Source organism: Pseudomonas sp. S2_B07 (genome assembly GCF_054668435.1).
Map to the genome: position 1 here is coordinate 5,318,623 of NZ_CP162769.1, position 25,218 is coordinate 5,343,840.

A 25,218-nucleotide genomic window follows, 5' to 3' on the forward strand; every position below is an offset into this window, starting at 1 on the left:
TGCCTAAGACTGCCGCACTTTCGCCTTTCACGCCAGTCGCAGATGGTCGAAAGGCCTGTACTACTGCACCCAGCGCTGCAGAATTTGCTGCAAATCCGTTCGTTTGAAGGGCTTGGCCAAGTAATCGTTCATGCCCGCCGACAAACAGGCTTCGCGATCGCCCTGCAGCGCATTGGCGGTCAAGGCGATGATCGGCAAGTCCGCACAGCCGGGCAATTGGCGAATCTGTCGGGTCGCTTCATAGCCGTCGATGATCGGCAGTCGGCAGTCCATCAGGATCGCTTCAAAAATCAGGCTTTCGGCGCTACGCACGGCCTGCGCGCCGTCGGTGGCGACGCTGACAGTAAAGCCCAGGCTGCGCAACATTGCTTCGATCACGGTCTGATTGACCGGGTTGTCTTCGACCAGCAACACGTTATGCCCCGCGCCATCCTCATTGCCGGTCTGCGCCCTCGGGGCCAGCACCGGAAGCGTCTGCTTATAGAGAGCCAGCGGAATTTCCAGGGTAAACACCGAGCCCTGGCCTTCTTCGCTCTGCGCCCGCAAGGTGCCGCCCATGCGTTCAGCCAACGTGCGGGCAATCGGCAGCCCCAGGCCGGTGCCCCCGTAGCGTCGTGAGATGGAGCTGTCGGCCTGCTGGAAGGCATTGAACATCAGCTCCAGGCTTTCAGCGCAAATGCCAATGCCGCTGTCGCGCACGGTGCAGGTGAACCACAGCAGTTCGTGGTCCAGCGATTGCCACTGCGGTTCGATGCTGACGCGGCCATGCTCGGTGAACTTCAAGGCATTGCCGACCAGGTTGACCAGAATCTGCCGGATGCGTGTCGGATCGCCTTGAACCTGGAGGGCGCGCATGTCGTCGGGGATCAGCAACTGCAGATCGAGCCCGCGTTGCGCCGCGCTGTGCTGGAACGATTGGGCGCAACTGACGACCAGGTCCGCGAGATTGAACGGGATGTGCTCGAGTTCCAGTTCCGAACGCTCGATGCGCGAGAAGTCGAGAATGTCGTTGATGACCTTGAGCAGGTGTTCGGTGGACTCCGAGGCCAGTGCCGCGTATTCGACCTGCTCTTCGGTCATGTCGGTGGTTTCGAGCAATTGCAGCATGCCGAGTACGCCATTCATCGGCGTGCGCAGTTCATGGCTCATCATCGCCAGGAAATCAGACTTGGCATTGTTGGCCTTTTCCGCTTCCTCGCGTGTCTGGATCAACTGCGCCATCGCCTGATGCTGTTCGCGACTGGCTTGTTCGAGGCCGCTGGCGAGGTTGTTGATGTGTTGCGACAGCGCGCCCAGCTCGGTGTCGTCGACAATCGGCAAGGGGCGTGTGTAATCGCCTTCCTGGATGGCCTTCACCGCGTTGCCAATGTCGCGAATCGGTTGCGACAGGCTGCCCGCCAGGCGCCGTGCCACCAGAAAGGTAAACAGCAGGGCGAACAGGGCGAGGATCGCGGCTTTCAACAGGATTTCCTGCTGACGCTGGTTGAAGGCGTCATTCGACAGACCGACGATCACCCGGCCCAGATAGTCCTCGGAGGGGCCGGTGCTCGAGGCTTTGGAGCCCTGGAAAAAATCATTGTTGAGCGCGATCCGCTGCAACCGCACCGGTGCCTGGAACACTTCAACCTGCTGCGAGCGTCGGTGGGTTTCCGAGGGTTGCTCGACGTACACCAGAATCCGGTTGGCGTTGTCCTGGACCTCCAGGAAACGCACGTTCGGCGTGGCGAGTGTCGCCTTGAGCAAGCTTTCGAGCACCTCGTTGTTACCCGAAATCACCCCGTATTCGGTGGCGGGAGCCAATTGGTTGGCGATCAACTGCCCGGTGTGATTGAGCTCCTGACGCAGGTCCTGAATCCGTACGAACGTAAAAAAACTGATCAGCACCAATGTCAGCAACAGGGCCGGGCCAAGGCTGATCATTTGGGTGCGGGTATTGATGTCCCAAGGGCGTCGGAAGGTCATGGGCGGCTTTCTCCTTCAGCCAGCTGGAGGGCGGCAGATGCGTCATCAATCTGCTCAATACCTAATGAACGAGCCACTTGCGGGTTACTTGAGACTTTGAAGTGTTGCGGGTAAAGCGCGCGCGGCCAGCTCGTCGGTGGCAGGTCGAGCAATTCGTCGAGCACTTGCAGCCAGTCGCTCTGATCGCTGTAAGTGCTGGCCAGGCTGCCGGCCTTGACGAACGCGGCATTCGGGCCGATCAAGGCCAGTTGCCGGGAATAGCTGCTCAACAGCAGATTTTTTGCGGTTTTCGGGTTGTACAGGTCGGGATCGTCGAGGCCCAGCAGCACGTCGCAGTTTTTCAGCAAATCCTGCAAGGGGCGACTGTCATTGGTGTTATCCCAGCGCTCGGCGACCACATCAAGACTTTCCCCCAGGGCGGCCAGACGCATTTCTTTCAGCAGGAATTCACTGTGACTGTCGAACAGCACGCCGACGCGCCGCGCCTGGGGCAGGATCAGTCGGGTCAGGCGCAATTGCCGATCCAGTGGCGGATCACTCCAGAGCAGGCTGAGGTGTGGTGGAAAGTTCACGCCGAAACGTTGTTGGGCTTGCAGGCGACTGATGCGCAGTACCAGCGTCGTCGGCCCCAGGGCCTCTTGCTGACGCCAGTCGAGGCTCGGCAGATCCAGCAGGATCAGGCGCGTGGCGGCAGGCAGTTTACCCGGCGAGGGGAGACTCGCCAGTAGTTGGAAGCGGACGTTGTCGGTGGGGCGCATCTCGCTCAATGCATGGACGAAGGACTGCACGCCGGGGCTGTCTTCGGTGCCGGTCAACAGAATGTCTGCAGCCTGTATCGGCAGGGCGCCGAGCAGGCAGCCAACCGCCAGGCACAACCCGGCCAGCAGGCGACCCGGTCGCGGCGACTTCCATGACAGGCGACGGCGCATTTAAAACGTCAGCTCCGCGCTGAAGTAAACCACTCGGCGCTCGTCGTAGTTGTTGTCGACAAAGGTGGTGGGTTGATTGTCCAGGCGTTGCTGAAGGATGCCGGCCAGTTCCAGGTTGGCCTTGCCCAAACCGAGGCGTTTGGCGATGCGGGTGTCGACCCGCTCGAAGCGATAGCCGTTGAGCGCATCGTCGCCATAGTAGAAGAGGGCGCTGTTCCAGCCCTGTCCCCAGTTGCGCAGCCAACCGGCGGAGCCGCTGTTGCGCGCGGTCTGTTGCTCATCCAGCGGATTACTGGCGTCGGTGTCCACGTAGGCATAGGTCAGGCGCAGGCGGTCAGCGCTGCCGAGGCGCCAGTCCAGTTGCGTTTCCGCCCCGGTGAAGCGCGAGGTGTTGGAGTTGCTGGCGATGTACTGATTGTTGCGCAGCGGTTCGCTGATCATGCCGTTGATTTCGTCGTAGAACAGCTTCACATCGACGCTCAGCCCCAGTTCGACGAAGTAGCCGTTGTAGCCCAGCTCTCGCGAGCGCATGCGTTCCTTGTCGAGGTCGCCGGGCCCACGGGTCTTGACGAAATAGCGGGCGCTGGTCTGGCCGTAAGCGGTGGGCCGCAGGTTGGTCACCTGGTAACTCCAGTTGACGTTGTTCTCGAACATGTCCGGTGAGCGAATCGCTTCCGAATACACGGCACGCAAGCCATGACGCGGGTTGATCAGGTAATTGACCGCCACGCGCGGGGTCAGTGAGCTGCCGGTCAATTGCGTGTCTTCGAACATCGCCCCGCCCTGCAACAACCAGTGCTCGGTGGCACGCCATTCCAGCTGGCCGAACGTGCGCCACGTGGTGTCGTCGAGCGTGCCATTGAAGTAGGTCTCGGAATCGGCCCGGTCGTAACGATAGTTCATGCCGCTGACCAGTCGCAGGCTGTCGGACAGGCTGAGGGTGTCCTGCACTTCGAGGTCGTAGCGCGATTCCCGGGCGCTCTGGTCGATGTCGCCACAGAGTGTTTGCCGGGCGCCGTTTTTCCATTGCCCCAGCACCTGATTGGCCAGCGCTTGTTCCGCTGGCGTGCCCAGAGGTGCGCCGGGACCGGTGAAGCGATCCATGTTGCGCGCCAGGCGTTCGGTGTAATTCGGGTTGAGCTGCCAAAGCTGGGTCAGCTCCGGGCTGAACGACGCTTCGGCATCACAGGCGCGCCAGGTTTGCTGGCGATCCCAGTGTTGGGCCGAGCCTTGGACATACAGGCTGTGATCGGGATTGAGGTCCAGGTTCCAGCGCAGCGAGCCGGCGTAATCTTTGGCGGCGACGTCGGAATTGTCCCCGGCGGCGGTAATCCCCGGGAACACCGGGCGGTAGGTATACGGTCGCTGGTTGGTGCCTTCCTTCGCATTCAATTGCCAGTCGATGCTTTGGTTTTGCGCGAGCGTCTGGCTGACCGCAAGGTTGAAGCGGTTCAGGCGACGGCTGTCCCGATAATCGGCCCCGTTGCGGTCCGAATCGAAACCGTCGTCTTGCTGCCCCGACAGTGACAGACGCAAGTCGCCGCCGTCCCAGCCGGTGCCCTGGCTGGCGTAATAGTCGTTGATGCCGCGTTGACCACGGGTGACTTTCACGCGGGTGCCATGGCTGTTGGCCGGGTTGCGCGTGATGATGTTGACCACGGCCATCAGCGCGTTGGCGCCGTAGCTGACGGTGTTCGGGCCGCGAAACACTTCGATGCGCTCAATGTCCTCCATGGCCACCGGAATATCGCTCCAGTCCACCGTGGCCAGGCCTGCGCGGTACACCGAGCGACCGTCGATCAGCACTTGCAGGCGGCGGGCCTCAGTGGCGTTGGTGCCGTGGTAGTTCACGGTGGCCTGGTTGCCGCTGATGTTGCCGACCATCATACCCGGCACCAGTCGCAACAATTCGCTGATGTCCCGTGCGCCGCTGGCGTTGATCAATTCGCTGTCAATCACCGTCATGCTCCCCGGAACTGCGGCCGGCGATTGCTTCAGGCGTGTCGCCGTCAGCACTTGCGGGAGCGGTTCGTTGTCGAGGAACAAATCGTCGGCCAGCAAGGACGGGCTGAACATCAGCGCCAGGACCAGCGGCGAACGGGATGATGGAGAACCAAGCGACACGTCATACCCTTTGATCGTGAGGAGTTGGCGCGCATGTTAACCGAGCGCGGTCACTTTTCCATTCACGATGCCGGCATTTTCCTCGTATTTATTGGTCTTCTTCCTACAAGTGTTGGTAATTGACGCAGGGGCTGGCCGCCACGGGGGCGCTCCGTATAATGCCGACATCGCCACTGGTATGGATTAACGGATTGCATATGACTGAACAGCGCCCAATTGCGGTCCTGGGAGGCGGAAGTTTTGGTACCGCCGTGGCTAATCTGCTGGCCGAAAACGGGCATCAGGTCCGGCAGTGGATGCGAGACCCCGAACAGGCCGAGGCCATCCGGGTCAATCGCGAGAACCCGCGTTACCTCAAAGGCATCAAGATTCTCCCTGCGGTAGAACCGGTGACAGACTTGCAAGCCACGCTGGACGCCTGCGACCTGTGTTTCGTCGCGCTGCCCTCCAGTGCCCTGCGCTCGGTCCTGGTCCCGCATGCCGCACAGTTGAGCGGCAAACTGCTGGTCAGCCTGACCAAAGGCATCGAAGCCCACACCTTCAAGCTGATGAGCGAGATCCTCGAGGAAATCGCTCCGCAAGCGCGCATCGGCGTGCTGTCCGGACCGAACCTGGCCCGTGAAATCGCCGAACACGCGCTGACCGCGACGGTGGTCGCCAGCGAAGACGAAGAGCTGTGTCAGCGAGTTCAGGAAGCGCTGCATGGCCGGACTTTTCGCGTGTACGCCAGCGCCGACCGCTTTGGCGTCGAGTTGGGCGGGGCGCTGAAAAACGTCTACGCGATCATTGCCGGCATGGCCGTGGCGCTGGGCATGGGCGAAAACACCAAGAGCATGCTGATCACTCGAGCACTGGCGGAAATGACCCGTTTTGCAGTGAATCAGGGCGCCAACCCGATGACCTTCCTCGGTCTTGCCGGGGTGGGCGATTTGATCGTCACCTGCTCGTCGCCGAAAAGCCGCAATTACCAGGTCGGGTTCGCCCTCGGCCAGGGCCTGAGCCTGGAGGAAGCGGTGACGCGTCTGGGTGAAGTCGCCGAAGGCGTGAACACGCTCAAAGTGCTCAAGGCCAAGGCTCAGGAGGTGGGCGTCTATATGCCGCTGGTCGCCGGGCTGCACGCGATCCTGTTCGAAGGGCGCACGCTAAATCAAGTGATTGAGCTGTTGATGCGCGGCGAACCGAAAACCGACGTCGACTTCATCTCGACCAGCGGTTTCAACTAAGCACGCTTTGTAAATAAGCAGGGGAGCACGACATGAACGATCCGAAAATGGAAACCAAGTACGAGTCCATCCTGCTGCGGGTGCTGTGGATGATTGTCTTCGTGCTGGTCTGGCAAGTGGCGCAGTTCATCCTGGGCGCGGTAGTGCTGGTGCAACTGATCTATCGTTTGTTCTATGGCGCCCCGAGCGCCAGCCTGATGAACTTTGGCGACAGCCTGAGCCAGTTCCTGGCGCAGATCGGTCGTTTCGGCAGCTTCCACAGCGACCAGAAACCCTGGCCGTTCGCCGACTGGCCGACGCCGCGTACACCGGAAGGTGAAGCTCCGCATGTTGTGGCGCCCGCGCCGCATCCGGCCCGAGATGAGGAACCCAAGCTATGAAACTCTGGGTATTGCGTCATGGTGAAGCTGAACCGTATGGCTCGCGTCCTGATTCCGAGCGAGCGCTGACTCTTCGTGGTCGCGAAGAAGTGCTGCGCAGTGCGGCCGAGTTGATCGGTCAGCCGATTACCGCGATCTACGCCAGCCCTTACCTGCGTGCGCAACAGACCGCGCAGTTGGTGCGCGACGCGCTGGGGTTCGAACCGAACATCCGCACCGTCGAGTGGCTGACGCCCGACAACCGCCCGCAAGCGGTGTCGGAGCAGTTGGTGTCGGTGGATAACGCGCTGTTGGTCAGCCACAACCCGCTGGTGGGCAATCTGCTCGGTTACCTGCAACACGGTCACCTGCAAGAGCCGGAAACCGTCAAGACCGCCGGCCTGGCAGAGCTAGAAGGTGACCTGCCGCCGGCCGGCGCCATGAAACTCAAGGGCATCAAACACCCTTAGCACTGTCGGTACAGGGCATCAATGTGGGAGCGAGGCTTGCCCGCGATTGCATTGACGCGGTCTGATTCATAAACCGCAGCGCCTGCATCGCGGGCAAGCCCGGCGCCTACAGGGGGCTGCGGTGTTGCTGATTTTTGTAATGAAATAGTCAACCAAGCAACCGCTTGGTTGACTACGCTTGCTCCAGATCAAAAATTCAGGAGCGAGTCGCATGTCTGCTGCTTTTCGTTTGCCGCTGGATGTTTTCTACGAGCGTGAGGCCCGTCATCCACGCCAGCGTTTTCTGGTCCAGCCCACGGGTGGCGGGCAAGTTGAAACACTGACCTGGGCCGACGTCGGCCATCAGGCTCGCTGCGCCGCGCACTGGCTGCGCGCTCGTGAATTGCCGCAAGGCAGCCACATCGCACTGATCTCGAAAAACTGTGCCCACTGGATCATCGCCGACCTGGCGATCTGGATGGCCGGGCATGTCTCGGTGCCGTTGTACCCCAACCTGACCGCCGAATCGGTGGCCCAGGTACTCGATCATTCCGAAGCAGCGCTGGCGTTTATCGGCAAGCTCGATGACTGGCCAAGCATGTCCCTCGGCGTCAGACCTGAGCTGCCGACGATCAGTCTGCCGTTGCACCCACCGGGCACCTTCGATTTCAGCTGGGCCGACCTGCAACGCAGCTCACCCATCCAGGATGACCCCACGCCGGCAGCCGATCAGTTGGCCACTATCATTTACACCTCCGGCACCACCGGCCTGCCCAAAGGCGTGATGCACAGTTTCGGCAATCTGGGGTTCGCCACCACCCGCGGTACGCAGCTATTCGGCCTCAACGAGTCGGACCGGCTGTTGTCCTACCTGCCGCTGTGCCATGTGGCCGAGCGGATGTTCGTTGAGTTGGCGTCGATTTACACCGGGCAGACGGTGTTTTTTGCCGAGAGTCTCGACACCTTCCTGACGGATTTAAAGCGCGCCCGGCCTACTGCCTTGTTCGGTGTGCCGCGGATCTGGACCAAATTCCAGATGGGCGTGTACAGCAAGATCCCGGCAAAACGCCTGGATTTTCTGCTCGGGCTGCCCTTCATCGGCAAGCGGGTCGGGCATAAAGTCCTCGCCGGGCTGGGGCTGGACGCGTTGCGCGTTGCCTTGTCCGGCGCTGCGCCCGTGCCACAAACCTTGCTGCTGTGGTACCGCAAACTGGGGCTGGACGTGCTGGAGGTCTACGGCATGACCGAGAGCTGCGGCTATTCGCACATTGGCCGGCCCGGCGAGAACAAGTCCGGCTGGATCGGCAAGCCGTGCCCTGAGGTAGAAGTGCGGATCGACGAATCGGGCGAGGTCATGGTGCGCAGCGGCGCGACCATGCTCGGCTATTTCAAGGAACCACAGAAAACCGCTGAAACCATCACCGGGGACGGCTTCCTGCGCACCGGCGACAAGGGTGAGGAAGACGCCGAAGGCAACCTGCGCCTGACCGGACGCCTGAAAGAAATTTTCAAGACCAGCAAGGGCAAGTACGTCGCGCCGGCACCGATTGAAAATCGCCTGGCGGTGCATTCGCGGATTGAACAAGTGTGCGTGGTCGGTGACGGTTTGAGTGCACCGCTGGGGCTGTGCGTGCTATCGGCGGTCGGGCAGCAGGACGCCAGCGGCACGGCGAGGGCGGGGCTGCACTCAAGCCTGGAAAAACTCCTGGATGAGGTCAATGGCGTCCTCGACAAACACGAGCGTTTGCGGCGTCTGGTGGTGGTCAAGGACAGCTGGGCCGTGGAAAACGGCTTCCTGACGCCAACACTGAAGATCAAGCGCAACGTGATCGAAGCGGCTTACGGCGACCGCTTCGAAGAATGGAGCGAGCGCAGCGAGGCGGTGCTGTGGCAGGATTGAGCCACGAACAAAACCAACAAAGGAAAGCAGCGATGAGTCTGTGGCGTACCACTCCCAACATCGAGCAGTTGAACGCGATCCAGAAAAACACCATCGGCGAAGTGCTGGATATCCGCTTCGAAGCGTTTGACGAAGGCTCCCTGACCGCGAGCATGGTCATTGACCACCGCACTCACCAGCCTTACGGCCTGCTGCACGGCGGCGCGTCGGTGGTGCTGGCCGAAACGGTCGGCTCAATGGCCAGCTACCTGTGCATCGACGCCAGCAAGTTTTACTGCGTGGGCCTGGAAATCAACGCCAACCACCTGCGCGGCCTGCGCAGTGGGCGGGTGACGGCCGTGGCCACGCCCATCCACATTGGCCGCACGACACACGTCTGGGACATCCGCTTGACCAGCGATGAAGGCAAGGCCAGTTGCGTGTCGCGCCTGACCATGGCGGTCGTGCCGCTGGGGGAGAACCCGCCGGCCCGCTAAACGAAGCCTGCATCCGCCTCGTATAGCTGCTGTCGAGCCCCGGCGAGGCTGCGCTCGGCTGCGAAGCCGTCGTGAAATCTACCAACGCGGTGTTTCAGGTTGACCGCGAACGCAGCCTCGCCAAGGCTCGACAGCTGCTACAGGGATCTTCATCAGCGTTTCGGTATTGCCCTGACCGGACTGTCATCATTCCTGTCACTTACAGTCATTGCTGTCAGCCGTCGTCTTACGGACAATCAACGCCTGTTCTCGCTCATGGATTTGCCGGTATGTCGCAACAGATATTTTTCGCCCACGCCAATGGCTTTCCTTCCGGAACCTACGGCAAGTTGTTCGCGGCGCTGGCGCCCGAGTATCAGGTGACGCATCTGGAGCAGCACGCTCATGACCCGCGTTTTCCCGCGGACGACAATTGGTACAACCTGGTGGACGAACTGATCCATCACCTCAAGCAGCAAGCGGAACCGGTGTGGGGCGTCGGCCATTCCTTTGGGGGCGTGCTGCACTTGCACGCGGCCTTGCGTTGCCCGGAGTTGTATCGCGGCGTGGTGATGCTCGATTCACCGGTCCTGACCCGCACCGATCAATGGGTCATTCGCGCCGCCAAGCGTTTCGGCTTCATCGACCGCTTGACCCCGGCCGGCCGTACCCTGGGGCGCCGAGAAGAATTCGCCGACCTCGAAAGTGCGCGTAGCTACTTCTCAGGCAAAACCTTGTTCCGCAGTTTTGACCCGGAATGCTTTGACGCCTACTTGCAACACGGTTTGCACAAGGTGGGTGACACACTGCGCCTGCGCTTCGATCCTGCCACGGAAATCAGCATCTACCGTGGCGTGCCCCACACCAGCCCCGGTCGCACGCGTCAGCTGAAAGTGCCGCTGGCGGTGGTGCGCGGGCACAAGAGCCGCGTGGTGATGCGTCATCACGCCAGCGCTGTCGGACGCATGCCGCAGGGTGAATCCCTGACGCTGCCCGGCGGTCATATGTTTCCTCTCGAACGTCCACACGACACGGCCACGCTGCTGAAAACCCTGTTCAGCCGATGGGACGGTCGCCGTCAAAAGGATTGCGCATGAGCAATGTCGTCGAAGAAGTCCGTCTGAGCCTGCCGCACATCGAGTTGGCGGCACACTTGTTCGGTCCTGAAGACGGCTTGCCGGTGATTGCGCTGCATGGCTGGCTGGACAATGCCAACAGCTTTGCCCGACTGGCGCCCAAGCTCAAAGGCCTGCGCATCATCGCCCTGGACATGGCCGGTCACGGTCATTCCGGGCATCGCCCGCCTGGCGCCGGTTACGCGATGTGGGATTACGCCCATGACGTGTTGCAAGTCGCCGAACAACTGGGCCTCAAGCGGTTTGCGCTGATGGGGCACTCCATGGGGGCCATCGCCTCGTTGATCATTGCCGGGTCGATGCCGGAGCGCGTCACACACCTGGCGTTGATCGACGGCCTCATTCCTCCTACAGACAAAGGCGAAAATGCCGCCGAGCGCATGGGCATGGCCCTGCAAGCGCAGCTGGATTTGCGGGAGAAGCAAAAACCGGTCTACAACACCCTCGATCGCGCCATCGAAGCGCGCATGAAGGGGTTGGTGGCGGTCAGTCGCGAAGCCGCCGAGCTGCTGGCCCAGCGCGGCTTGATGCCCGTGCCGGGCGGTTACACCTGGCGCACCGACAACCGCCTGACGCTGCCATCGCCGCTGCGTCTGACCACCGAACAGGCCATGGCTTTTGTCCAGCGAGTCAGTTGTCCGGCCAAACTGGTGGTCGCGGCCGACGGCATGCTCGCCAAACATTCCGAGTTGCTGGAACGTCTACCCTTTAGCCGTGAACAGCTGCCAGGCGGTCATCATTTGCACCTGAATGACGAAACCGGCGCCGACCTTGTCGCAGACTGTTTCAATCGGTTCTTCGCCGTTCCTTGACTTGCGCCGGGCAACTGTCGAGGCTGGGCGGGTTGAAATGGGAGACAACCATGATAGATCGCTATACCGCTGCGACCCCGAACGGCCACAAGGTCTCTATCGTGATCGAGGAACCCGGCCTGCATGCGCCGGATTTCGACAAAAAGGAACGAACGTTAAAAGGGGCTCAGGCCATGCTGATCCGATGAGCCTGTCCATGCGTTCACTCAGTCTGCTGGCGTTGTGCTGTTTCAGTCCTTTATCGTTTGCCGCGGATGTCCCCGGCAGTCAGGACTTGCCGATCCTGCCGCGCATGGAAGATGCGCAGATCGTTGATTATCGTCCGGCCGTCGAGCTCGAACGGATTTACCCCCTGGGTTCGATCCGCAAGATCAGTGGCCAGTTGCGCTTTGACGGTCAGGTCACGGCACGCGGGCAAACCACCTCGGTCACCTATGAGTTGCCGCCGGAGCATTCCTCCACCGAAGCCTTTACCGCCGCGCGGGAAGCCTTGCAAAAACAGGGCGCCGAGTTGCTGTTCTGGTGCCAGGCCCGCGATTGCGGCGAAAGCAGCCTGTGGGCCAACGAAGTCTTCGGCAATGCCAAGCTCTACGGTGCCGACGATCAACAGGCGTATTTGCTGCTGAGATTGGCGGCGCCACAGGACAATTCGCTGGTGGCGCTTTACAGCATCACTCGCGGCAACCGCAAAGCCTACCTGCATGTCGAGCAATTCGATGCGGCGGCGCCGTTGGGCGACTTGTTGCCGACGTCGGCCACTCTGCTGCGTCAGCTTAAAAGCACCGGTGAACTCGATTTCCCGAAACTGAACGCTGATCCCGACGACACGTGGCTGCGTCTGATTTCACGCGGACTGAACCTGGACACCACCTTGCGAGTCAGTGTTTCCGGTGCCAAGGCTGAGGCCTGGCGTCAGGCATTGATTGCTCAGGGCGTGCGTGCGGCGCGACTGGAAGGCGGCACCGTCGAAGGCTCTGGCCTGCACATCGAGCTGTTGCGATAAGCTGCACAGGCGAATGCGCACGGCGCATTCGTCTACCCTTTGTTGACTGATTTTTTCGAGACTTTACATGCCCAATAATGATCGGCTGTTGGTGCAGATTCTGCTCCTGGTGCTGTTTGGTGCGAGCTTCTGGGTGATGGCGCCGTTCTGGTCGGCGCTGTTCTGGGGCGCGGTGCTGGCGTTTGCCAGTTGGCCGCTGATGCGTTTGTTGACCCGCTGGCTCAATGGCCGCGAATCCTTGGCGGCAGCGCTGCTGACCCTCGGCTGGATGTTACTGGTGGCCGTGCCGCTGGTATGGCTGGGGTTCAACCTGGCCGACCATGTGCGTGACGCCACGGTGTTTATCAAGGATGTACAAGTCGAAGGCCTGCCGCAGGCGCCTGACTGGTTAGGCAGTGTTCCCTTTGTGGGCGCACGGTTGGTGGTGGTCTGGAACAGCATCGATGAACAGGGCGCGGCGATGATGGTCGCGCTCAAGCCTTATCTGGGGCAGGTCGGTAATTGGCTGCTGGCGCGCAGTGCGCAGATCGGCGGCGGGATTCTCGAGCTGACACTGAGCATCGTGTTTGTGTTCTTTTTCTACCGCGACGGCCCGCGTCTGGCGATCTTTGTTCATGGGTTGCTGGAGCGCCTGATCGGCGAGCGTGCCGGGTATTACATTGATCTGGTGGCGGGCACGGTGCAGCGGGTGGTGAACGGCGTGATCGGTACGGCAGCGGCGCAGGCCGTGCTGGCACTGATCGGGTTCCTGATCGCCGGGGTGCCGGGAGCCTTGGTACTGGGCATCGTGACCTTCCTGCTCAGTCTGATTCCGATGGGGCCACCGCTGGTGTGGATTCCGGCAACGGCGTGGCTGGCGTGGAAAGGTGAGTACGGGATGGCGGTGTTCCTGGGAATCTGGGGCATGTTCATCATCAGTGGCGTCGACAACGTGCTCAAGCCGTACCTGATCAGCCGGGGCGGGAATCTGCCGTTGGTGATTGTGCTGCTGGGGGTGTTCGGCGGGTTGATTGCGTTTGGTTTTATCGGGCTGTTTATCGGGCCGACGTTGTTGGCGGTGGCATACAGCTTGCTGACTGACTGGAGCAAGAGTCAGGCTCGGGTAGAAGATCGCCGCCCTTAGATTTTTGTATTCAGGCTTATGGCCCCATCGCGAGCAGGCTCACGCCTACACTGGATCTGTGTCGTTCACAAATCCCCTGTAGGCGTGAGCCTGCTCGCGATAGGGTCGCTGCGGTCTACCGGGCTTGACGCTTGGCTCAGGTCGCGACGTTCAGGTACTTGCCCACCGTCGCCACGTTATCGAGCGAATACTGTTTGCTCAGATTGGCGACCATCTTGTGCAGCGCATCGTTGACGTTGAACTGATCGGTCGAGCTGTCACTGGTTTTCTCACGGCCTGCTTGCAAGGCTGCTTTCAATTCATCGCTGCTGACACCGCCGCCGCTGACACCGCCGCCGCTGCTGTCACTGTCCAGTGCCTTGAGCAGTGCGGCGCTGGTGTCGGTGCTGGTCGATGACGGGCGGTTGCTCGCCTGCAGCGCGCTGCTCAGTTCGGTGGCGGTCACGCTGCCATCACTGTCGGTATCGAGCTGGCCGAACAGTTCCTCGCTGGACACCTGCTGTGGCGGTGGGGGCGCAGGGGCGAGGCTGGCGGCGAGTTCGTCCTTGCTGACGGTACCGTCCTGGTTCTTGTCCAGGGCCGAGAAGATTTCCTTGCTGTCGGCACTGCTGCCAGCGCTGGTCAGGCCGGTGCTCAGCTCGTCGCTGCTGATGGCGCCGTCACCGTCGGTGTCCAGGGCGCTGATCATTGCATCGGCGAGTTCAGTGCTCGGTGGTTGATCGTGTTGCGGTGGCGGAGGCGGGGCCATCGCGGCCATTTCTTCACTGCTCAGGTTGCCGCTGTTATCGCTGTCGAGGTCGGCGAAATTTTTGCTCAGGTTGACCAACAGGCCGTCGTCGGATTTTTGCGACAAGGCACTTTTCAGCTCGTCCTGATCCACCGCGCCGTCGCTGTTGGTATCGAGCTTGGCCAGCAGTTCTTTCTGGAACGGCTGGCTGCGGGCGGTATTGTTTGTGGTGCTGCTGGTGCTGGTATAGCTCGTGTAGTTGCTGACGCTACCGATCATTGTGCTCACTCCCTGGAATGGAATACCGGTGGGGACACCGGCTTCTGCAGCCTCAAGGGGCAAGGTGTCGTGGGTATGTGAGGTTTGTACCGGTCAGTACACAGATCACGACAGGTACTTGTCGCAGCTGGCGAAGCCTGCGTTCGACTGCGAAGCAGTCGCTAGACCCTTCACCGCGGTGTTTCAGCAAGATAGAGTCAGTCGGTTTACGACTGCTGCGCAGCCGAACGCAAGCTTCGCCAGCTGCTACAGGGATCTAGGTAGATCAATGACGGCGGTCAAACCACCGCCTGGTGTTTCTTCCAGGCTCAATTGTCCGCCCAGACGTTCCGAAGCCTCGCGGGCGATGGTCATGCCCAGGCCGACACCGCCGGAGTTGCGGTTGCGTGAGCCTTCCAGGCGAAAGAATGGCTCAAACACCGCCTCACGTTTATCTGCCGCAATACCCGGCCCATGGTCAATCACCCGAATTACCAGGGTTTCGCGACTGTCTTCGAGGGTGATCAACGCTTGTCCCGCGTAGCGCAGCGCGTTATCCAGCAGATTATTGATACACGAACGCAACGCCATCGGCTGGACTTGCAGCGGGGCGCAGTGACCGCTGGCCTGCACATCGGCGCCCTGGTCCTGGGCGTTTTCACACAACGATTCCACCAACGCTTGCACGTCCATCCATTGCCGGGCCTCGCTGGTGCGCTGTTCATGCAGATACGTCAGGGTGGCGTCGAGCATGCTGATCATGTCGTCCAGGTCCTGACGCATCTGACCTTGCAGCTTCTCGTCGTCGATCTGCTCCAGGCGCAATTTGAGTCGCGACAGCGGCGTGCGCAGGTCATGGGACACCGCGCCAAGCATCCGCGAGCGCTGCTGCACCTGTTCGATGATGCGTTTCTGCATCAAGTTGAAGGTGTAGGCCGCTTGCCGCGCTTCCCGTGGCCCCGACTCGTCCAGCGGCGTGCTGTCGAGGTTTTCGCTCAAGCGCTCGGCGGCATCGCTCAGGCGCTGGATCGGTCGGCTCAGCAGTTTGGCGCCGTACCAGGCCGCAATGACCAGCGAGATCAATTGAAAGGTCAGCGGCACCAACGGCCCGCCGAACCATGGTCGAGGCGGGCGGTTTTCAAAGCGTGGGTCCATCGGTGGGCGCTGCCCGTCGAGGCCTTGGGAAAACTGCGGCCGTGGCGGTGGAGGAGGGGGCGGGCCGTAATGGTGAAACCAGGCAAAGGCCAACAGGTGCGCAAGGAAAATCGCCAGCAACAGCACGCCGAACAGGCGGCCGAACAGCGTATCGAAGCGCGCACGCATCAGCCGATGTCTCTGGCGTCGAACAGATAACCCTCACCGCGAACGGTCTTGATCAACTGCGGGGCTTTGGGGTCATCACCGAGTTTCTGGCGCAGGCGCGAGACCAGCAGGTCGATGCTGCGATCAAAGGCCTCGATCGAGCGGCCACGAGCGGCGTCCAGCAATTGCTCGCGGCTGAGCACCCGGCGCGGACGTTCGATAAACACCCAGAGCAGGCGGAACTCGGCGTTGGACAGGGGCACCACCAGGCCGTCGGCGGCAATCAACTGGCGCAACACGCTGTTCAGGCGCCAATTGTCGAAGCGAATGTTCGCCCGTTGTTCGGTGCGATCATCGCGCACCCGTCGCAGAATGGTCTGAATCCTCGCCACCAGTTCACGGGGTTCGAACGGTTTGGCCATGTAGTCATCGGCGCCCAGTTCCAGGCCGATGATCCGGTCGGTCGGTTCGCAGCGGGCCGTGAGCATCAGGATCGGAATGTCCGACTCGGCACGCAGCCAGCGACACAACGACAAACCGTCTTCGCCCGGCAGCATCAGGTCCAGCACCACCACGTCGAAATGTTCGGCTTGCAGCGCCAGACGCATCGCCGCGCCGTCGGTGACCCCACTGGCGTGGATGTTGAACCGGGCGAGGTAGTCGATCATCAGTTCGCGAATCGGGACGTCATCGTCGACGATCAGGGCGCGAATGCTCCAGCGTTTGTCATCGCCGGGCGCTTTTTGATCGTCGTTCAAAGGGGCTTGGGTGTTGTGCATGCGTGCGTTCATCTGCCAGAGAGGCTGCCAACCACAAAGATGGGCTGCGAGGTTGTGGCTTCAGCATAGGCGTCCGGCCCGGAGGCGGGAAGTGCTGTAAGGACGTGTTGCGGCTGCCGACGGTAGCGATGAAGGATGTTGTGAGCGTGTCATGAGTGTATCGGCCTCGACACAATTGGCCAAAGGACTAGTCTTGCCTGAGCGCCGATGACGAATTACCGATCATCGGGTCCCGCAGCGCCGCTGGTTCCGCTACAATGCGCGCCGATTTCGTCCTGCCTGAGAGCCCTCACATGTCCGTCTGCCAGACTCCTATCATCGTCGCCCTGGATTTCCCCACCCGTGACGCCGCACTGAAGCTGGCCGACCAGTTGGACCCGAAGCTGTGCCGGGTAAAAGTCGGCAAGGAACTGTTCACCAGCTGCGCGTCGGAAATCGTCGGCACCCTGCGTGACAAGGGTTTTGAAGTGTTCCTGGACCTGAAATTCCACGACATCCCGAACACCACCGCCATGGCCGTCAAAGCTGCGGCGGAAATGGGCGTGTGGATGGTCAATGTTCACTGCTCCGGCGGCCTGCGCATGATGGCGGCCTGCCGTGAAGTGCTGGACCAGCGTACCGGGCCCAAGCCGCTGCTGATCGGCGTGACCGTGCTGACCAGCATGGAACGTGAAGACCTGGCCGGTATCGGTCTGGACATCGAGCCACAGGAGCAAGTGTTGCGCCTGGCCGCGCTGGCGGAAAAAGCCGGGATGGACGGTCTGGTGTGCTCGGCACTGGAAGCCCAGGCCTTGAAGTCGGCTCACCCGTCGTTGCAACTGGTGACCCCGGGCATTCGTCCGGCGGGCAGTGCGCAAGACGATCAACGCCGCATCCTGACCCCACGCCAGGCCCTGGACGCCGGTTCCGATTATCTGGTGATTGGCCGTCCGATCAGCCAGGCAGCTGATCCAGCAAAAGCGCTTGCCGCCGTAGTCGCCGAACTCGCCTGACCCAACGCCGAAGATCAAAATGTAGGAGTGAGCCTGCTCGCGATTGCGGTCTATCAGTCGACATCATCATTGACTGATACACCGCTATCGCGAGCAGGCTCACTCCTACAGTAGTTTTGTGGTGTCTGGTAAGAGTGGGTTAAACCTTCAACACCAACTTCCCGAAATTCTCGCCGCTGAACAATTTCATCAGTGTCTCCGGGAATGTCTCCAGTCCGTCAACAATGTCTTCCTTGCTCTTGAGTTGCCCCTTGGCCATCCAGCCGGCCATTTCCTGCCCGGCGGCGGCGAACTGGGCGGCGTAGTCCATCACGACAAAACCTTCCATGCGCGCGCGGTTGACCAACAGCGCCAGGTAGTTGGCCGGGCCCTTGACCGCTTCCTTGTTGTTGTACTGGCTGATCGCGCCGCAAATCACCACGCGTGCCTTCATGTTCAGTCGGCTCAGCACGGCGTCGAGAATGTCGCCGCCGACGTTATCGAAATACACGTCCACCCCTTTCGGGCATTCGCGTTTAAGACCGGCGACGACGTCCTCGTTCTTGTAGTCGATGGCACCGTCAAAACCCAATTCGTCGATCAGGAACTGACACTTGTCCGCGCCGCCCGCAATCCCGACCACGCGGCAGCCTTTGATCTTGGCGATCTGCCCGGCGATGCTGCCCACCGCGCCGGCTGCGCCCGACAACACCACCGTGTCACCGGCCTTCGGCGCGCCGACATCGAGCAGGGCGAAGTAGGCCGTCATCCCGGTCATGCCCAGGGCGGACAAGTAGCGTGGCAACGGCGCCAGTTTTGGATCAACCTTGTAGAAACCGCGCGGTTCGCCGAGGAAGTAATCCTGCACGCCAAGCGCGCCGTTGACGTAGTCCCCGACCGCAAACCCCGGGTTGTTCGACGCAACGACTTTGCCTACGCCCAGGGCACGCATCACTTCACCCAGACCGACCGGTGGAATGTAGGACTTGCCCTCGTTCATCCAGCCGCGCATGGCCGGGTCCAGGGACAGGTATTCGTTTTTCACCAGAATCTGACCTGCCGCCGGCTCACCGACCGGTACTTCCTGATAGGTAAAAGTCTCGCGGGTTGCTGGACCCACTGGACGTTTGGCGAGCAGGAACTGGCGATTGGTCTGGGTAGTCATGACAGGCACTCAAGATGAATGAAGCCTTGTTGATAGCCCTTCAGGCCCAATGCCGCAAGTTTGGCTGATACGGCGAATGCACATCGATCCAGTGCAGTGATAGTTGGCACCGTCGTTCTATCACTGCCACGCATGGGCGCCCAACCGGCCACCTGATAGTGCTGCCGTGGCATGACCCTTCGTGGCTAGACTGAAAATTCGAAATCCCCCGCACTCGAGGACATAACAATGAGCATGACGTTTTCCGGCCTGGTCGCCGTGGTGACCGGCGCTGCCAACGGTATTGGCCGTGCGACGGCCCAGGCATTCGCGGCCGAAGGGTTGAAAGTGGTGGTGGCCGACATGGACACCGCCGGCGGCGAAGGCACCGTGGCGCTGATTCGTACGGCCGGCGGCGAAGCGACCTTCGTGCGTTGCAACGTCACGCTGGAAAGCGATGTAAAAAATCTGATGGACGAAGTGGTCAACACCTACGGCCGTCTCGACTATGCCTTCAACAACGCCGGCATCGAGATCGAGAAAGGCAAACTCGCCGACGGCACACTGGATGAGTTCGACGCGATCATGGGCGTCAACGTCAAGGGCGTCTGGCTGTGCATGAAGTATCAGTTGCCTTTGTTGTTGGCCCAGGGTGGCGGTGCGATCGTCAACACCGCTTCGGTGGCGGGCCTTGGGGCTGCGCCGAAGATGAGCATTTACGCGGCGTCCAAACATGCGGTCATCGGCCTGACCAAGTCGGCGGCCATCGAATATGCGAAGAAAAAGATTCGCGTGAATGCGGTCTGCCCGGCGGTGATCGACACTGACATGTTCCGCCGTGCCTATGAAGCAGACCCGAAGAAGGGCGAGTTTGCCAACGCCATGCACCCGGTGGGTCGCATCGGCAAGGTAGAGGAGATCGCCAGCGCGGTGTTGTACTTGTGCAGCGACGGTGCGGCGTTCACCACCGGTCATTCGCTGGCGGTGGATGGTGGCGTTACCGCGTTTTGAAATCAGGCGCTGCAATGTAGGAAAAAGCCCGCACGTTTGCGGGCTTTTTTACAGTTCCGTGACGTGGCTGATCAATGTGTTTCAAAGGGTTAGAACCGAGGGTTTTGGCGGCGTTGTCGCACCTCTCCTCCAGCGCTCCTGTGATTAACTGTTTCCCGCAAAACGGACAGGAGTTTGCTTGCTCATGGAATTGAGAATCGATCGACAGGCATTGGTGCCAGTCGTGCAGCAAATCGTCGACGGGTTGGCCGACTGGCTCCGTCGGGACGGAGTGCTGCCGGGGACACGTTTGCCTTCAGCGCGGCAAATTGCACGGGTCAATCTGCTCAGTCAATCCAGCGTCGTCGAAGCCTGTGAGCGCCTGGTCGCACAAGGCATGCTGGCGCCGCGTCAGGGCTCCGGTTTCATAGTTGCCCATCCTGCGCAGGGACCGGGTTGTCCCTGGTCAGAAGGGGCGGACGTAACGCAGGAGTGCGTGACGGGCAAACTTCAACTGGGCTGTGGCAGCCTGCCCGAAAGCTGGCGTGAAACCGACGATTTGAGCTACGCGATTCGCCAGGTTAGCCGCACCGACATGGCTGCTTTGTTCAGCTACAGCACGCCACTGGGGTTGCCAGCCTTGCGATCGCAGATCCTCAAGCGTCTCCAGCCACTCGACATCGAAGTGGATGAACGACGGATACTGACCACCACCGGGGCGACTCACGGGCTGGATCTGATCGTGCGTACGTTGCTTAAACCCGGGGATTGCGTGGTGGTGGAAAGCCCGGGGTATTCGCTGTTGTTCGATCTGCTCAGGCTGAACGGCGTGACGATGATCGAGGTGCCGCGTACCCCCCGCGGGCCTGATACGCAGGCGCTTGAAGCGTTGTTGCTGAAGTACCGGCCCCGTGCGCTGTTTATCAATAGCTTCTACCACAACCCGACCGGCAGCAGCCTGGCACCCGCCGTGGCGCAGCAGGTGCTGCAACTGACCCGAGACCACGGTGTGCTGGTCATCGAAGATGACGTCTTTGCCGATTTGCACCGCGGCCCCGGCACTCGCCTCGCGGCGCTGGGTATCGACGACAACGTCATCTACGTCGGTAGCTACTCTAAAACCCTCAGCAGTTCATTGCGCGTCGGCTTTGTCGTCGCCAGTGTCGCGGTTGTTTCGCGACTGGCCGAGGTCAAGATGACCAGCAGCATGGGCGCTTCAAGATTCTGCGAATCGGTGCTGGCTTGCCTCTTGGCCAGCGGCGCGTATCGCAAATTGGTCCAGCGTCAGCGCCAGCGATTGAACACCGACAGAGAGGCTGCCTTGCAGATACTCGAAGATGCCGATTGGGAGGTTTTCGGCAAACCGGTGGGCGGATTGTTCATCTGGGCACGATCACGAATGTCTGACTACGCTCAGGTGCGCACGCAAGCCCGACGCTTCGGTGTGTTGTTGTCTTCCGCCACTGCATTCAATCCCGGCGGTGAGGCCACGGACTGGCAGCGCATCAACGTGGCTTGCGCCTGTGATCCTCGTGCCCGGGCATTTTTTCAGGCCACCACTCTGAATCGACCTCAAGCGTTCTGAAAACGACGCGGGCGTAGCTTTTTGCCATTATTCCGACGCCAGAGACTTGTGCTGGCACAGGCCCGTTGCGAATCTGCGTCAACAGACTATGTCAGGGGACTAAGTGCAATGATTTCGGCCGTGCAAGGACGTTTTGCCAACCTCGGTATGGCAAAAAAAATGGGTGTCGGGTTTGTCCTGGTGCTGCTGCTGACCGCGCTGGTGGCAGCCATCGGCGTGTGGTCCCTGCAAACCATCAGTCATCGCTTCGATGGGCTCAAGCAGATGTCGTCGCTCAATAGCGGCTTGCTCAAGGTGCGTCTGCTTGAGCAGGAGTACGCCTTGCACGGCAACCCGAAAACCGCCGATGCCCTGCACGAAGGCGTTGATGGCCTGATCGCTCTGGCGACCCAGCTCAAGGCTGCGTCCGCGGCTAACGTGCCGGTGATGAATGATGTCGAGCAGTCGCTGGGTGCTTATCGCAAGGCGTTCGATGAGTTTGTCTCGCTGAGTCAGGCCAAGGACCTGGCGCTGGAAATGGCCAGCTGGTCGGTGTCCAGCGTGGCCAACAACCTTGATGTGTTGCAAGCCGGCCTGGCCGATGATGGCGCCTACACCTTGAAGCAATCCGAAGGTAAGGAGGGTGGGCAATTCCTTGAGCAGGCCAGTCAGGTCAGCCAGGTCTCGCGGTTGATGTTGCAGGCCATGAACGAGGCGCGCGTGCGTCTGGACCAGAGCCGCAAGGGTGACGACAGCGCAGGCCAGGGCAAGATTGAGCAGGCGGAACAGGCGTTGACCCAGGCCGAACAGCTGAAAACCACGGTCAAGGATGAGGGCTATCAGACGGTCCTCAATGAAGTGAGCGGTCACATCGGCAGTTTCAGCGAAAAACTGACGGAATACACCGGCCTGTTGGCCCAGGAGAAAACCGTCTACGAACAGTTGCATCAGCGCGCCGCGCAAGTGGTGGAGCGGGTGGATCAAGCCTATGTCGCCGAAGACCAGTCGATGCAGGCCGAGCTGAAAAAGAACTCGTTGCTGATCATAGGCTCCTCAGCCCTGGCGTTGCTGGTCGGGCTGGTGGCGGCGTGGGTGATTACCCGGTTGATCGTGGCACCGCTGCGCAGTGTGATCCTGGTTGCCCAGCAAATTGCCGCGGGTGATTTGAGTGCGACGGTTGAAGTGACGCGCCGTGACGAGATCGGCCAATTGATGCAGGCGATGCAGCAGATGGGCGCCGGGCTCAGCAGCATCGTCAGTGGCTTGCAGGCCGGTATCGAGCAATTGGCCAGTTCGGCGCATTCACTGTCGGCGGTGACCGAGCAGACCAACCTGGAAGTCAGCAGTCAGAAAGAAGAAACCGAGCAGGTCGCCACGGCGATGAACCAGATGACCGCGACGGTGCACGACGTGGCGCGCAATGCCGAAGAGGCGGCCCAGGCCGCACAGACCGCGGATGGCAAAGTCGAAAGCGGTCAGCAAGTGGTGCGCCAGAGCATGGCACGCATCGAGCAACTGGCGGATTCGGCGACGTCGGCCAGTTCCAGCATCGAAAGCCTGAGCGCAGAGATCCAGAACATTGGCACAGTGCTCAGCGTGATCAAAAGTGTTGCCGAACAGACCAACCTGTTGGCGCTCAACGCGGCGATCGAAGCCGCGCGGGCAGGCGAGCAGGGCAGGGGGTTTGCCGTGGTGGCCGACGAGGTCCGGGCGCTCGCCAAGCGTACCCAGCAATCGACCGAGGAGATCGAGCGACTGGTCAGTGCCTTGCGCTCGGCCGCTCAATCGTCGGTGCAGCAGATTCAGAACAGCGGCGAACTGGTGAAACTCGCCGTCAGCGATGCGTTGCAGACCGAGAGTGCGCTGGGGAGTATTGCGGCAGCGGTGTCGTTGATTCAGCAGATGAACCAGCAGATTGCCGCGGCAGCCGAGGAGCAGAGTTCGGTGGCCGAGGAAATCAATCGCAGCGTCACGAGCATTCGCGCGAGCGCGGATCAGTCGTCACTGGCGATGCAGGGCAACGCGGCGTCCAGCATTGAGCTGGCTCAGCTCGGGCTTGAACTGAAAGGGATGGTGGGGCACTTCCGGCTCTGAAGAGCCCTGTGATCACTGTGGGAGCCTTGTGGGAGCGAGCCTGCTCGCGATGACGGCCCGACAGCCAACCCATCTCTCCCGACTGCACTCCCCACCCAACCCAACCCAAAAAAAAGCCACCTTCGCAGGTGGCTTTTCTATTCTCGCAAATCAGTCGTAGATCACTTTCTTTTTCCAGTCGGCATCGGCGTCGACTTGTTTGAGGCCTACGTTCAACTGGTTTGCCTCACCCTCAACGGCAGCGATGTTGTCCATCACCATGGCGTTGGCGCGAGCCAGGAGTTTCTCCAGGTATTCCAATTGCTCGGCATAGACCTGCGGCTCTTGCTGTTTACGCAGGTACTGCACGCCACGTTCGAACGCCAGGCGCGCCTGACCTGGCTGGTTCTGTTGCAAGCAATGCTGGCCAAGGTTGTTGAAGAACTCGATGTGCAGCAGTACCAGGATATGGCGGACTTCGCGGATCCAGCGCTTGGCTTCGTTGGTCGGCAGGAAACCGTCCTGTGCGGCACGGGTGATCTGGCCATGCAGGGCTTCCAGCAGGAAGCGTACGTCCTTGGCCTTGGCTTCGGTCTGGATCGGTGCTGGCGGATTGTTGACTGGGATCGACTCGCCCTGGGCGGCAAGGGCCTCCAGTTCGGTGATCCGCGCCCTGAGGTTGGCACTGGTCTTTTCCAGGTTGAGCAGGCGCTGGCAGACGTTGAGCTCCAGGCGGGTCAACAGCAGCTTGAGCGCCGGTGTCATCAACTGGCCGGGAAAGGTCTCGGTGATCTCGCCGCAGCGACGCAGGCGGTCGTTGAGCTCAACCTTGGTACGGGCCTTTTCCAGCTTGTTGTTTTCCACCACATGGTTCATGTAGCCAATGGCGATCAATAGTGCGATCCCGGCTACAACTAGCAGGGTGATCATGAGTGGTGTCACCGGTAAGACCTCTTTATAGGGTTTGCGTTCGAGTGTAGTGGCTTGCCATTGGGGCGCATAGGCCGCTCGACGACTTGAATCAGCTATGGCCATAAATGTATCGGCCGTTGCTCTGCTTATATAAATGGTGGCGAAGATGTTCCAGATTGCCATCATCTTGATGGCGTGGACTATAGCGTCTTGAAGGAGGCCGGAATATAGGCGTTGGGGGCCAGTCTGTGGAAAAGCCCGAAACGCGTCTGAAAGCAGGGCGAAGTCATTGATTTAAATAAATTTATATCTGGGGGTTGACGACCCCTCAATCCATCCATAGAATGCGCGCCACTTACAGCGTAAAGCACACAGCGAAACGCGGTAGGGAGTGAATGTTGTACGTGTGTCCCCTTCGTCTAGTGGCCTAGGACACCGCCCTTTCACGGCGGTAACAGGGGTTCGAGTCCCCTAGGGGACGCCAATGCGGGAATAGCTCAGTTGGTAGAGCACGACCTTGCCAAGGTCGGGGTCGCGAGTTCGAGTCTCGTTTCCCGCTCCATTTTTAAACAGCGTTGCTTTCGGGCGGCGTTGAGTGAAACCAGAACCGATATCTTCGGATGCGGATTTGGGCACTGAAATACACACCATGTGTTTCAGTTAGCGTGTCCCCTTCGTCTAGTGGCCTAGGACACCGCCCTTTCACGGCGGTAACAGGGGTTCGAGTCCCCTAGGGGACGCCATTTGCGGGAATAGCTCAGTTGGTAGAGCACGACCTTGCCAAGGTCGGGGTCGCGAGTTCGAGTCTCGTTTCCCGCTCCATATTTAACGAAAACGCCGCTCAGCAATGAGCGGCGTTTTTGTTTGTGCGTTTTTTATGGCGCAACAAAAAAGCTTCTTCGAGTTGTGCCGATCAGTTCAAGTGTTCAGCAACGCAATCCTTGTGGGAGCGAGCTTGCTCGCGATAGCGATGGGGCAGTCAACATTGATGTTGAATGTAACTCCGCCATCGCGAGCAAGCTC

General features: G+C 60.6%; 21 protein-coding genes, 4 tRNA genes and 2 pseudogenes. 19 read left to right on the forward strand and 8 right to left on the reverse strand.

Going from position 1 to position 25,218, the window contains the following annotated elements:
* Positions 1 to 60 precede the first annotated feature (60 nt).
* From AB4N43_RS24515 to AB4N43_RS24525, 3 genes are read right to left on the reverse strand one after another with little or no spacing between them, the layout of a single operon-like run.
* Positions 61 to 1,962: an ATP-binding protein gene (locus tag AB4N43_RS24515; protein ID WP_460152053.1), complete on the reverse strand. Its 1,902-nt coding sequence runs from the start codon at positions 1,960 to 1,962 to the stop codon at positions 61 to 63.
* Positions 1,959 to 2,891, reverse strand: a complete 933-nt coding sequence (locus AB4N43_RS24520) for an ABC transporter substrate-binding protein (protein ID WP_410922902.1) — start codon at positions 2,889 to 2,891, stop codon at positions 1,959 to 1,961. Before AB4N43_RS24520 ends, AB4N43_RS24515 begins: the two co-directional genes overlap by 4 nt.
* Entirely contained in the window at positions 2,892 to 5,015 is a 2,124-nt protein-coding gene (locus AB4N43_RS24525) for a TonB-dependent receptor plug domain-containing protein (RefSeq protein WP_410922903.1), read from the reverse strand.
* 197 nt (positions 5,016 to 5,212) lie between these two features.
* Between AB4N43_RS24525 and AB4N43_RS24530 the strand changes: the two genes are divergently transcribed.
* The 10 genes and pseudogenes from AB4N43_RS24530 to AB4N43_RS24575 all read left to right on the forward strand — a co-directional run bounded on the left by AB4N43_RS24530 (position 5,213) and on the right by AB4N43_RS24575 (position 13,475).
* Complete coding sequence (locus tag AB4N43_RS24530; protein WP_027923993.1) at positions 5,213 to 6,238, forward strand: NAD(P)H-dependent glycerol-3-phosphate dehydrogenase; 1,026 nt, start codon at positions 5,213 to 5,215, stop codon at positions 6,236 to 6,238.
* Positions 6,239 to 6,270: 32 nt separating this feature from the next.
* On the forward strand, positions 6,271 to 6,618 hold the full coding sequence (locus AB4N43_RS24535) for a DUF4389 domain-containing protein (protein WP_027923994.1): 348 nt from the start codon (positions 6,271 to 6,273) through the stop codon (positions 6,616 to 6,618).
* The gene (sixA, locus tag AB4N43_RS24540) at positions 6,615 to 7,067 is read left to right on the forward strand and encodes a phosphohistidine phosphatase SixA (protein WP_027923995.1); all 453 of its coding nucleotides are present in this window, start codon (positions 6,615 to 6,617) and stop codon (positions 7,065 to 7,067) included. Before AB4N43_RS24535 ends, sixA begins: the two co-directional genes overlap by 4 nt.
* Positions 7,068 to 7,278: 211 nt before the next feature.
* Entirely contained in the window at positions 7,279 to 8,946 is a 1,668-nt protein-coding gene (locus AB4N43_RS24545) for an AMP-binding protein (protein ID WP_027923996.1), read from the forward strand.
* A 32-nt stretch (positions 8,947 to 8,978) separates the two neighbouring features.
* On the forward strand, positions 8,979 to 9,422 hold the full coding sequence (locus AB4N43_RS24550; RefSeq protein ID WP_027923997.1) for a hotdog fold thioesterase: 444 nt from the start codon (positions 8,979 to 8,981) through the stop codon (positions 9,420 to 9,422).
* A gap of 269 nt (positions 9,423 to 9,691) precedes the next feature.
* On the forward strand, positions 9,692 to 10,498 hold the full coding sequence (locus AB4N43_RS24555) for an alpha/beta fold hydrolase (protein WP_027923998.1): 807 nt from the start codon (positions 9,692 to 9,694) through the stop codon (positions 10,496 to 10,498).
* Complete coding sequence (locus tag AB4N43_RS24560; RefSeq protein ID WP_460152057.1) at positions 10,495 to 11,349, forward strand: alpha/beta hydrolase; 855 nt, start codon at positions 10,495 to 10,497, stop codon at positions 11,347 to 11,349. Before AB4N43_RS24555 ends, AB4N43_RS24560 begins: the two co-directional genes overlap by 4 nt.
* Positions 11,350 to 11,399: 50 nt before the next feature.
* Positions 11,400 to 11,501: pseudogene (locus AB4N43_RS24565) on the forward strand (thioredoxin domain-containing protein); the annotation flags it as partial.
* Between the two features lie 44 nt (positions 11,502 to 11,545).
* Positions 11,546 to 12,352, forward strand: a complete 807-nt coding sequence (locus AB4N43_RS24570; protein ID WP_027924000.1) for a DUF4892 domain-containing protein — start codon at positions 11,546 to 11,548, stop codon at positions 12,350 to 12,352.
* Positions 12,353 to 12,419: 67 nt separating this feature from the next.
* Positions 12,420 to 13,475: an AI-2E family transporter gene (locus AB4N43_RS24575; protein WP_027924001.1), complete on the forward strand. Its 1,056-nt coding sequence runs from the start codon at positions 12,420 to 12,422 to the stop codon at positions 13,473 to 13,475.
* A 136-nt stretch (positions 13,476 to 13,611) separates the two neighbouring features.
* Here AB4N43_RS24575 and xopAW read toward each other — a convergent pair whose 3' ends face one another.
* The 3 genes from xopAW to AB4N43_RS24590 all read right to left on the reverse strand — a co-directional run bounded on the left by xopAW (position 13,612) and on the right by AB4N43_RS24590 (position 16,541).
* Positions 13,612 to 14,481 (reverse strand): XopAW family type III secretion system calcium-binding effector, encoded by an 870-nt coding sequence (xopAW, locus tag AB4N43_RS24580; RefSeq protein ID WP_460152059.1) that lies wholly within the window; start codon positions 14,479 to 14,481, stop codon positions 13,612 to 13,614.
* A 246-nt stretch (positions 14,482 to 14,727) separates the two neighbouring features.
* Positions 14,728 to 15,783 carry a sensor histidine kinase gene (locus tag AB4N43_RS24585; RefSeq protein ID WP_194940674.1) on the reverse strand — a complete coding sequence of 352 codons (1,056 nt, stop codon included), beginning with the start codon at positions 15,781 to 15,783 and terminating at the stop codon, positions 14,728 to 14,730.
* Positions 15,783 to 16,541 carry a response regulator gene (locus tag AB4N43_RS24590; RefSeq protein ID WP_027924004.1) on the reverse strand — a complete coding sequence of 253 codons (759 nt, stop codon included), beginning with the start codon at positions 16,539 to 16,541 and terminating at the stop codon, positions 15,783 to 15,785. Before AB4N43_RS24590 ends, AB4N43_RS24585 begins: the two co-directional genes overlap by 1 nt.
* Positions 16,542 to 16,834: 293 nt before the next feature.
* Between AB4N43_RS24590 and pyrF the strand changes: the two genes are divergently transcribed.
* Positions 16,835 to 17,533 (forward strand): orotidine-5'-phosphate decarboxylase, encoded by a 699-nt coding sequence (gene pyrF / locus AB4N43_RS24595; protein ID WP_027924005.1) that lies wholly within the window; start codon positions 16,835 to 16,837, stop codon positions 17,531 to 17,533.
* A 139-nt stretch (positions 17,534 to 17,672) separates the two neighbouring features.
* On the opposite strand, the gene AB4N43_RS24600 is transcribed toward pyrF, so the two are convergent.
* Positions 17,673 to 18,677 carry an NADP-dependent oxidoreductase gene (locus AB4N43_RS24600; RefSeq protein ID WP_027924006.1) on the reverse strand — a complete coding sequence of 335 codons (1,005 nt, stop codon included), beginning with the start codon at positions 18,675 to 18,677 and terminating at the stop codon, positions 17,673 to 17,675.
* 228 nt (positions 18,678 to 18,905) lie between these two features.
* Here AB4N43_RS24600 and AB4N43_RS24605 point away from each other — a divergent pair, with 228 nt between their 5' ends.
* From AB4N43_RS24605 to AB4N43_RS24620, 4 genes and pseudogenes are all read left to right on the forward strand, one after another.
* Positions 18,906 to 19,667, forward strand: coding sequence for an SDR family oxidoreductase (locus tag AB4N43_RS24605; RefSeq protein ID WP_027924007.1), 762 nt, complete (start codon positions 18,906 to 18,908; stop codon positions 19,665 to 19,667).
* Positions 19,668 to 19,851: 184 nt separating this feature from the next.
* Positions 19,852 to 21,231: an aminotransferase-like domain-containing protein gene (locus AB4N43_RS24610; protein WP_027924008.1), complete on the forward strand. Its 1,380-nt coding sequence runs from the start codon at positions 19,852 to 19,854 to the stop codon at positions 21,229 to 21,231.
* 987 nt (positions 21,232 to 22,218) lie between these two features.
* Positions 22,219 to 22,395 (forward strand): annotated as a pseudogene (locus AB4N43_RS24615) (HAMP domain-containing protein); the annotation flags it as partial.
* 204 nt (positions 22,396 to 22,599) lie between these two features.
* Entirely contained in the window at positions 22,600 to 23,304 is a 705-nt protein-coding gene (locus AB4N43_RS24620) for a methyl-accepting chemotaxis protein (RefSeq protein WP_371258949.1), read from the forward strand.
* 150 nt (positions 23,305 to 23,454) lie between these two features.
* Here the strand turns inward: AB4N43_RS24620 and AB4N43_RS24625 are convergent, their stop codons facing one another.
* Positions 23,455 to 24,225, reverse strand: coding sequence for a hypothetical protein (locus AB4N43_RS24625; protein WP_027924010.1), 771 nt, complete (start codon positions 24,223 to 24,225; stop codon positions 23,455 to 23,457).
* A 378-nt stretch (positions 24,226 to 24,603) separates the two neighbouring features.
* Here AB4N43_RS24625 and AB4N43_RS24630 point away from each other — a divergent pair.
* From AB4N43_RS24630 to AB4N43_RS24645, 4 genes are all read left to right on the forward strand, one after another.
* Positions 24,604 to 24,679 (forward strand) — tRNA-Glu (locus AB4N43_RS24630).
* 2 nt (positions 24,680 to 24,681) lie between these two features.
* Positions 24,682 to 24,757 (forward strand) — tRNA-Gly (locus AB4N43_RS24635).
* A 105-nt stretch (positions 24,758 to 24,862) separates the two neighbouring features.
* Positions 24,863 to 24,938, forward strand: a tRNA-Glu gene (locus AB4N43_RS24640).
* A gap of 3 nt (positions 24,939 to 24,941) precedes the next feature.
* Positions 24,942 to 25,017: transfer RNA gene (locus AB4N43_RS24645), tRNA-Gly, on the forward strand.
* The last annotated feature ends 201 nt before the right edge of the window (positions 25,018 to 25,218 follow it).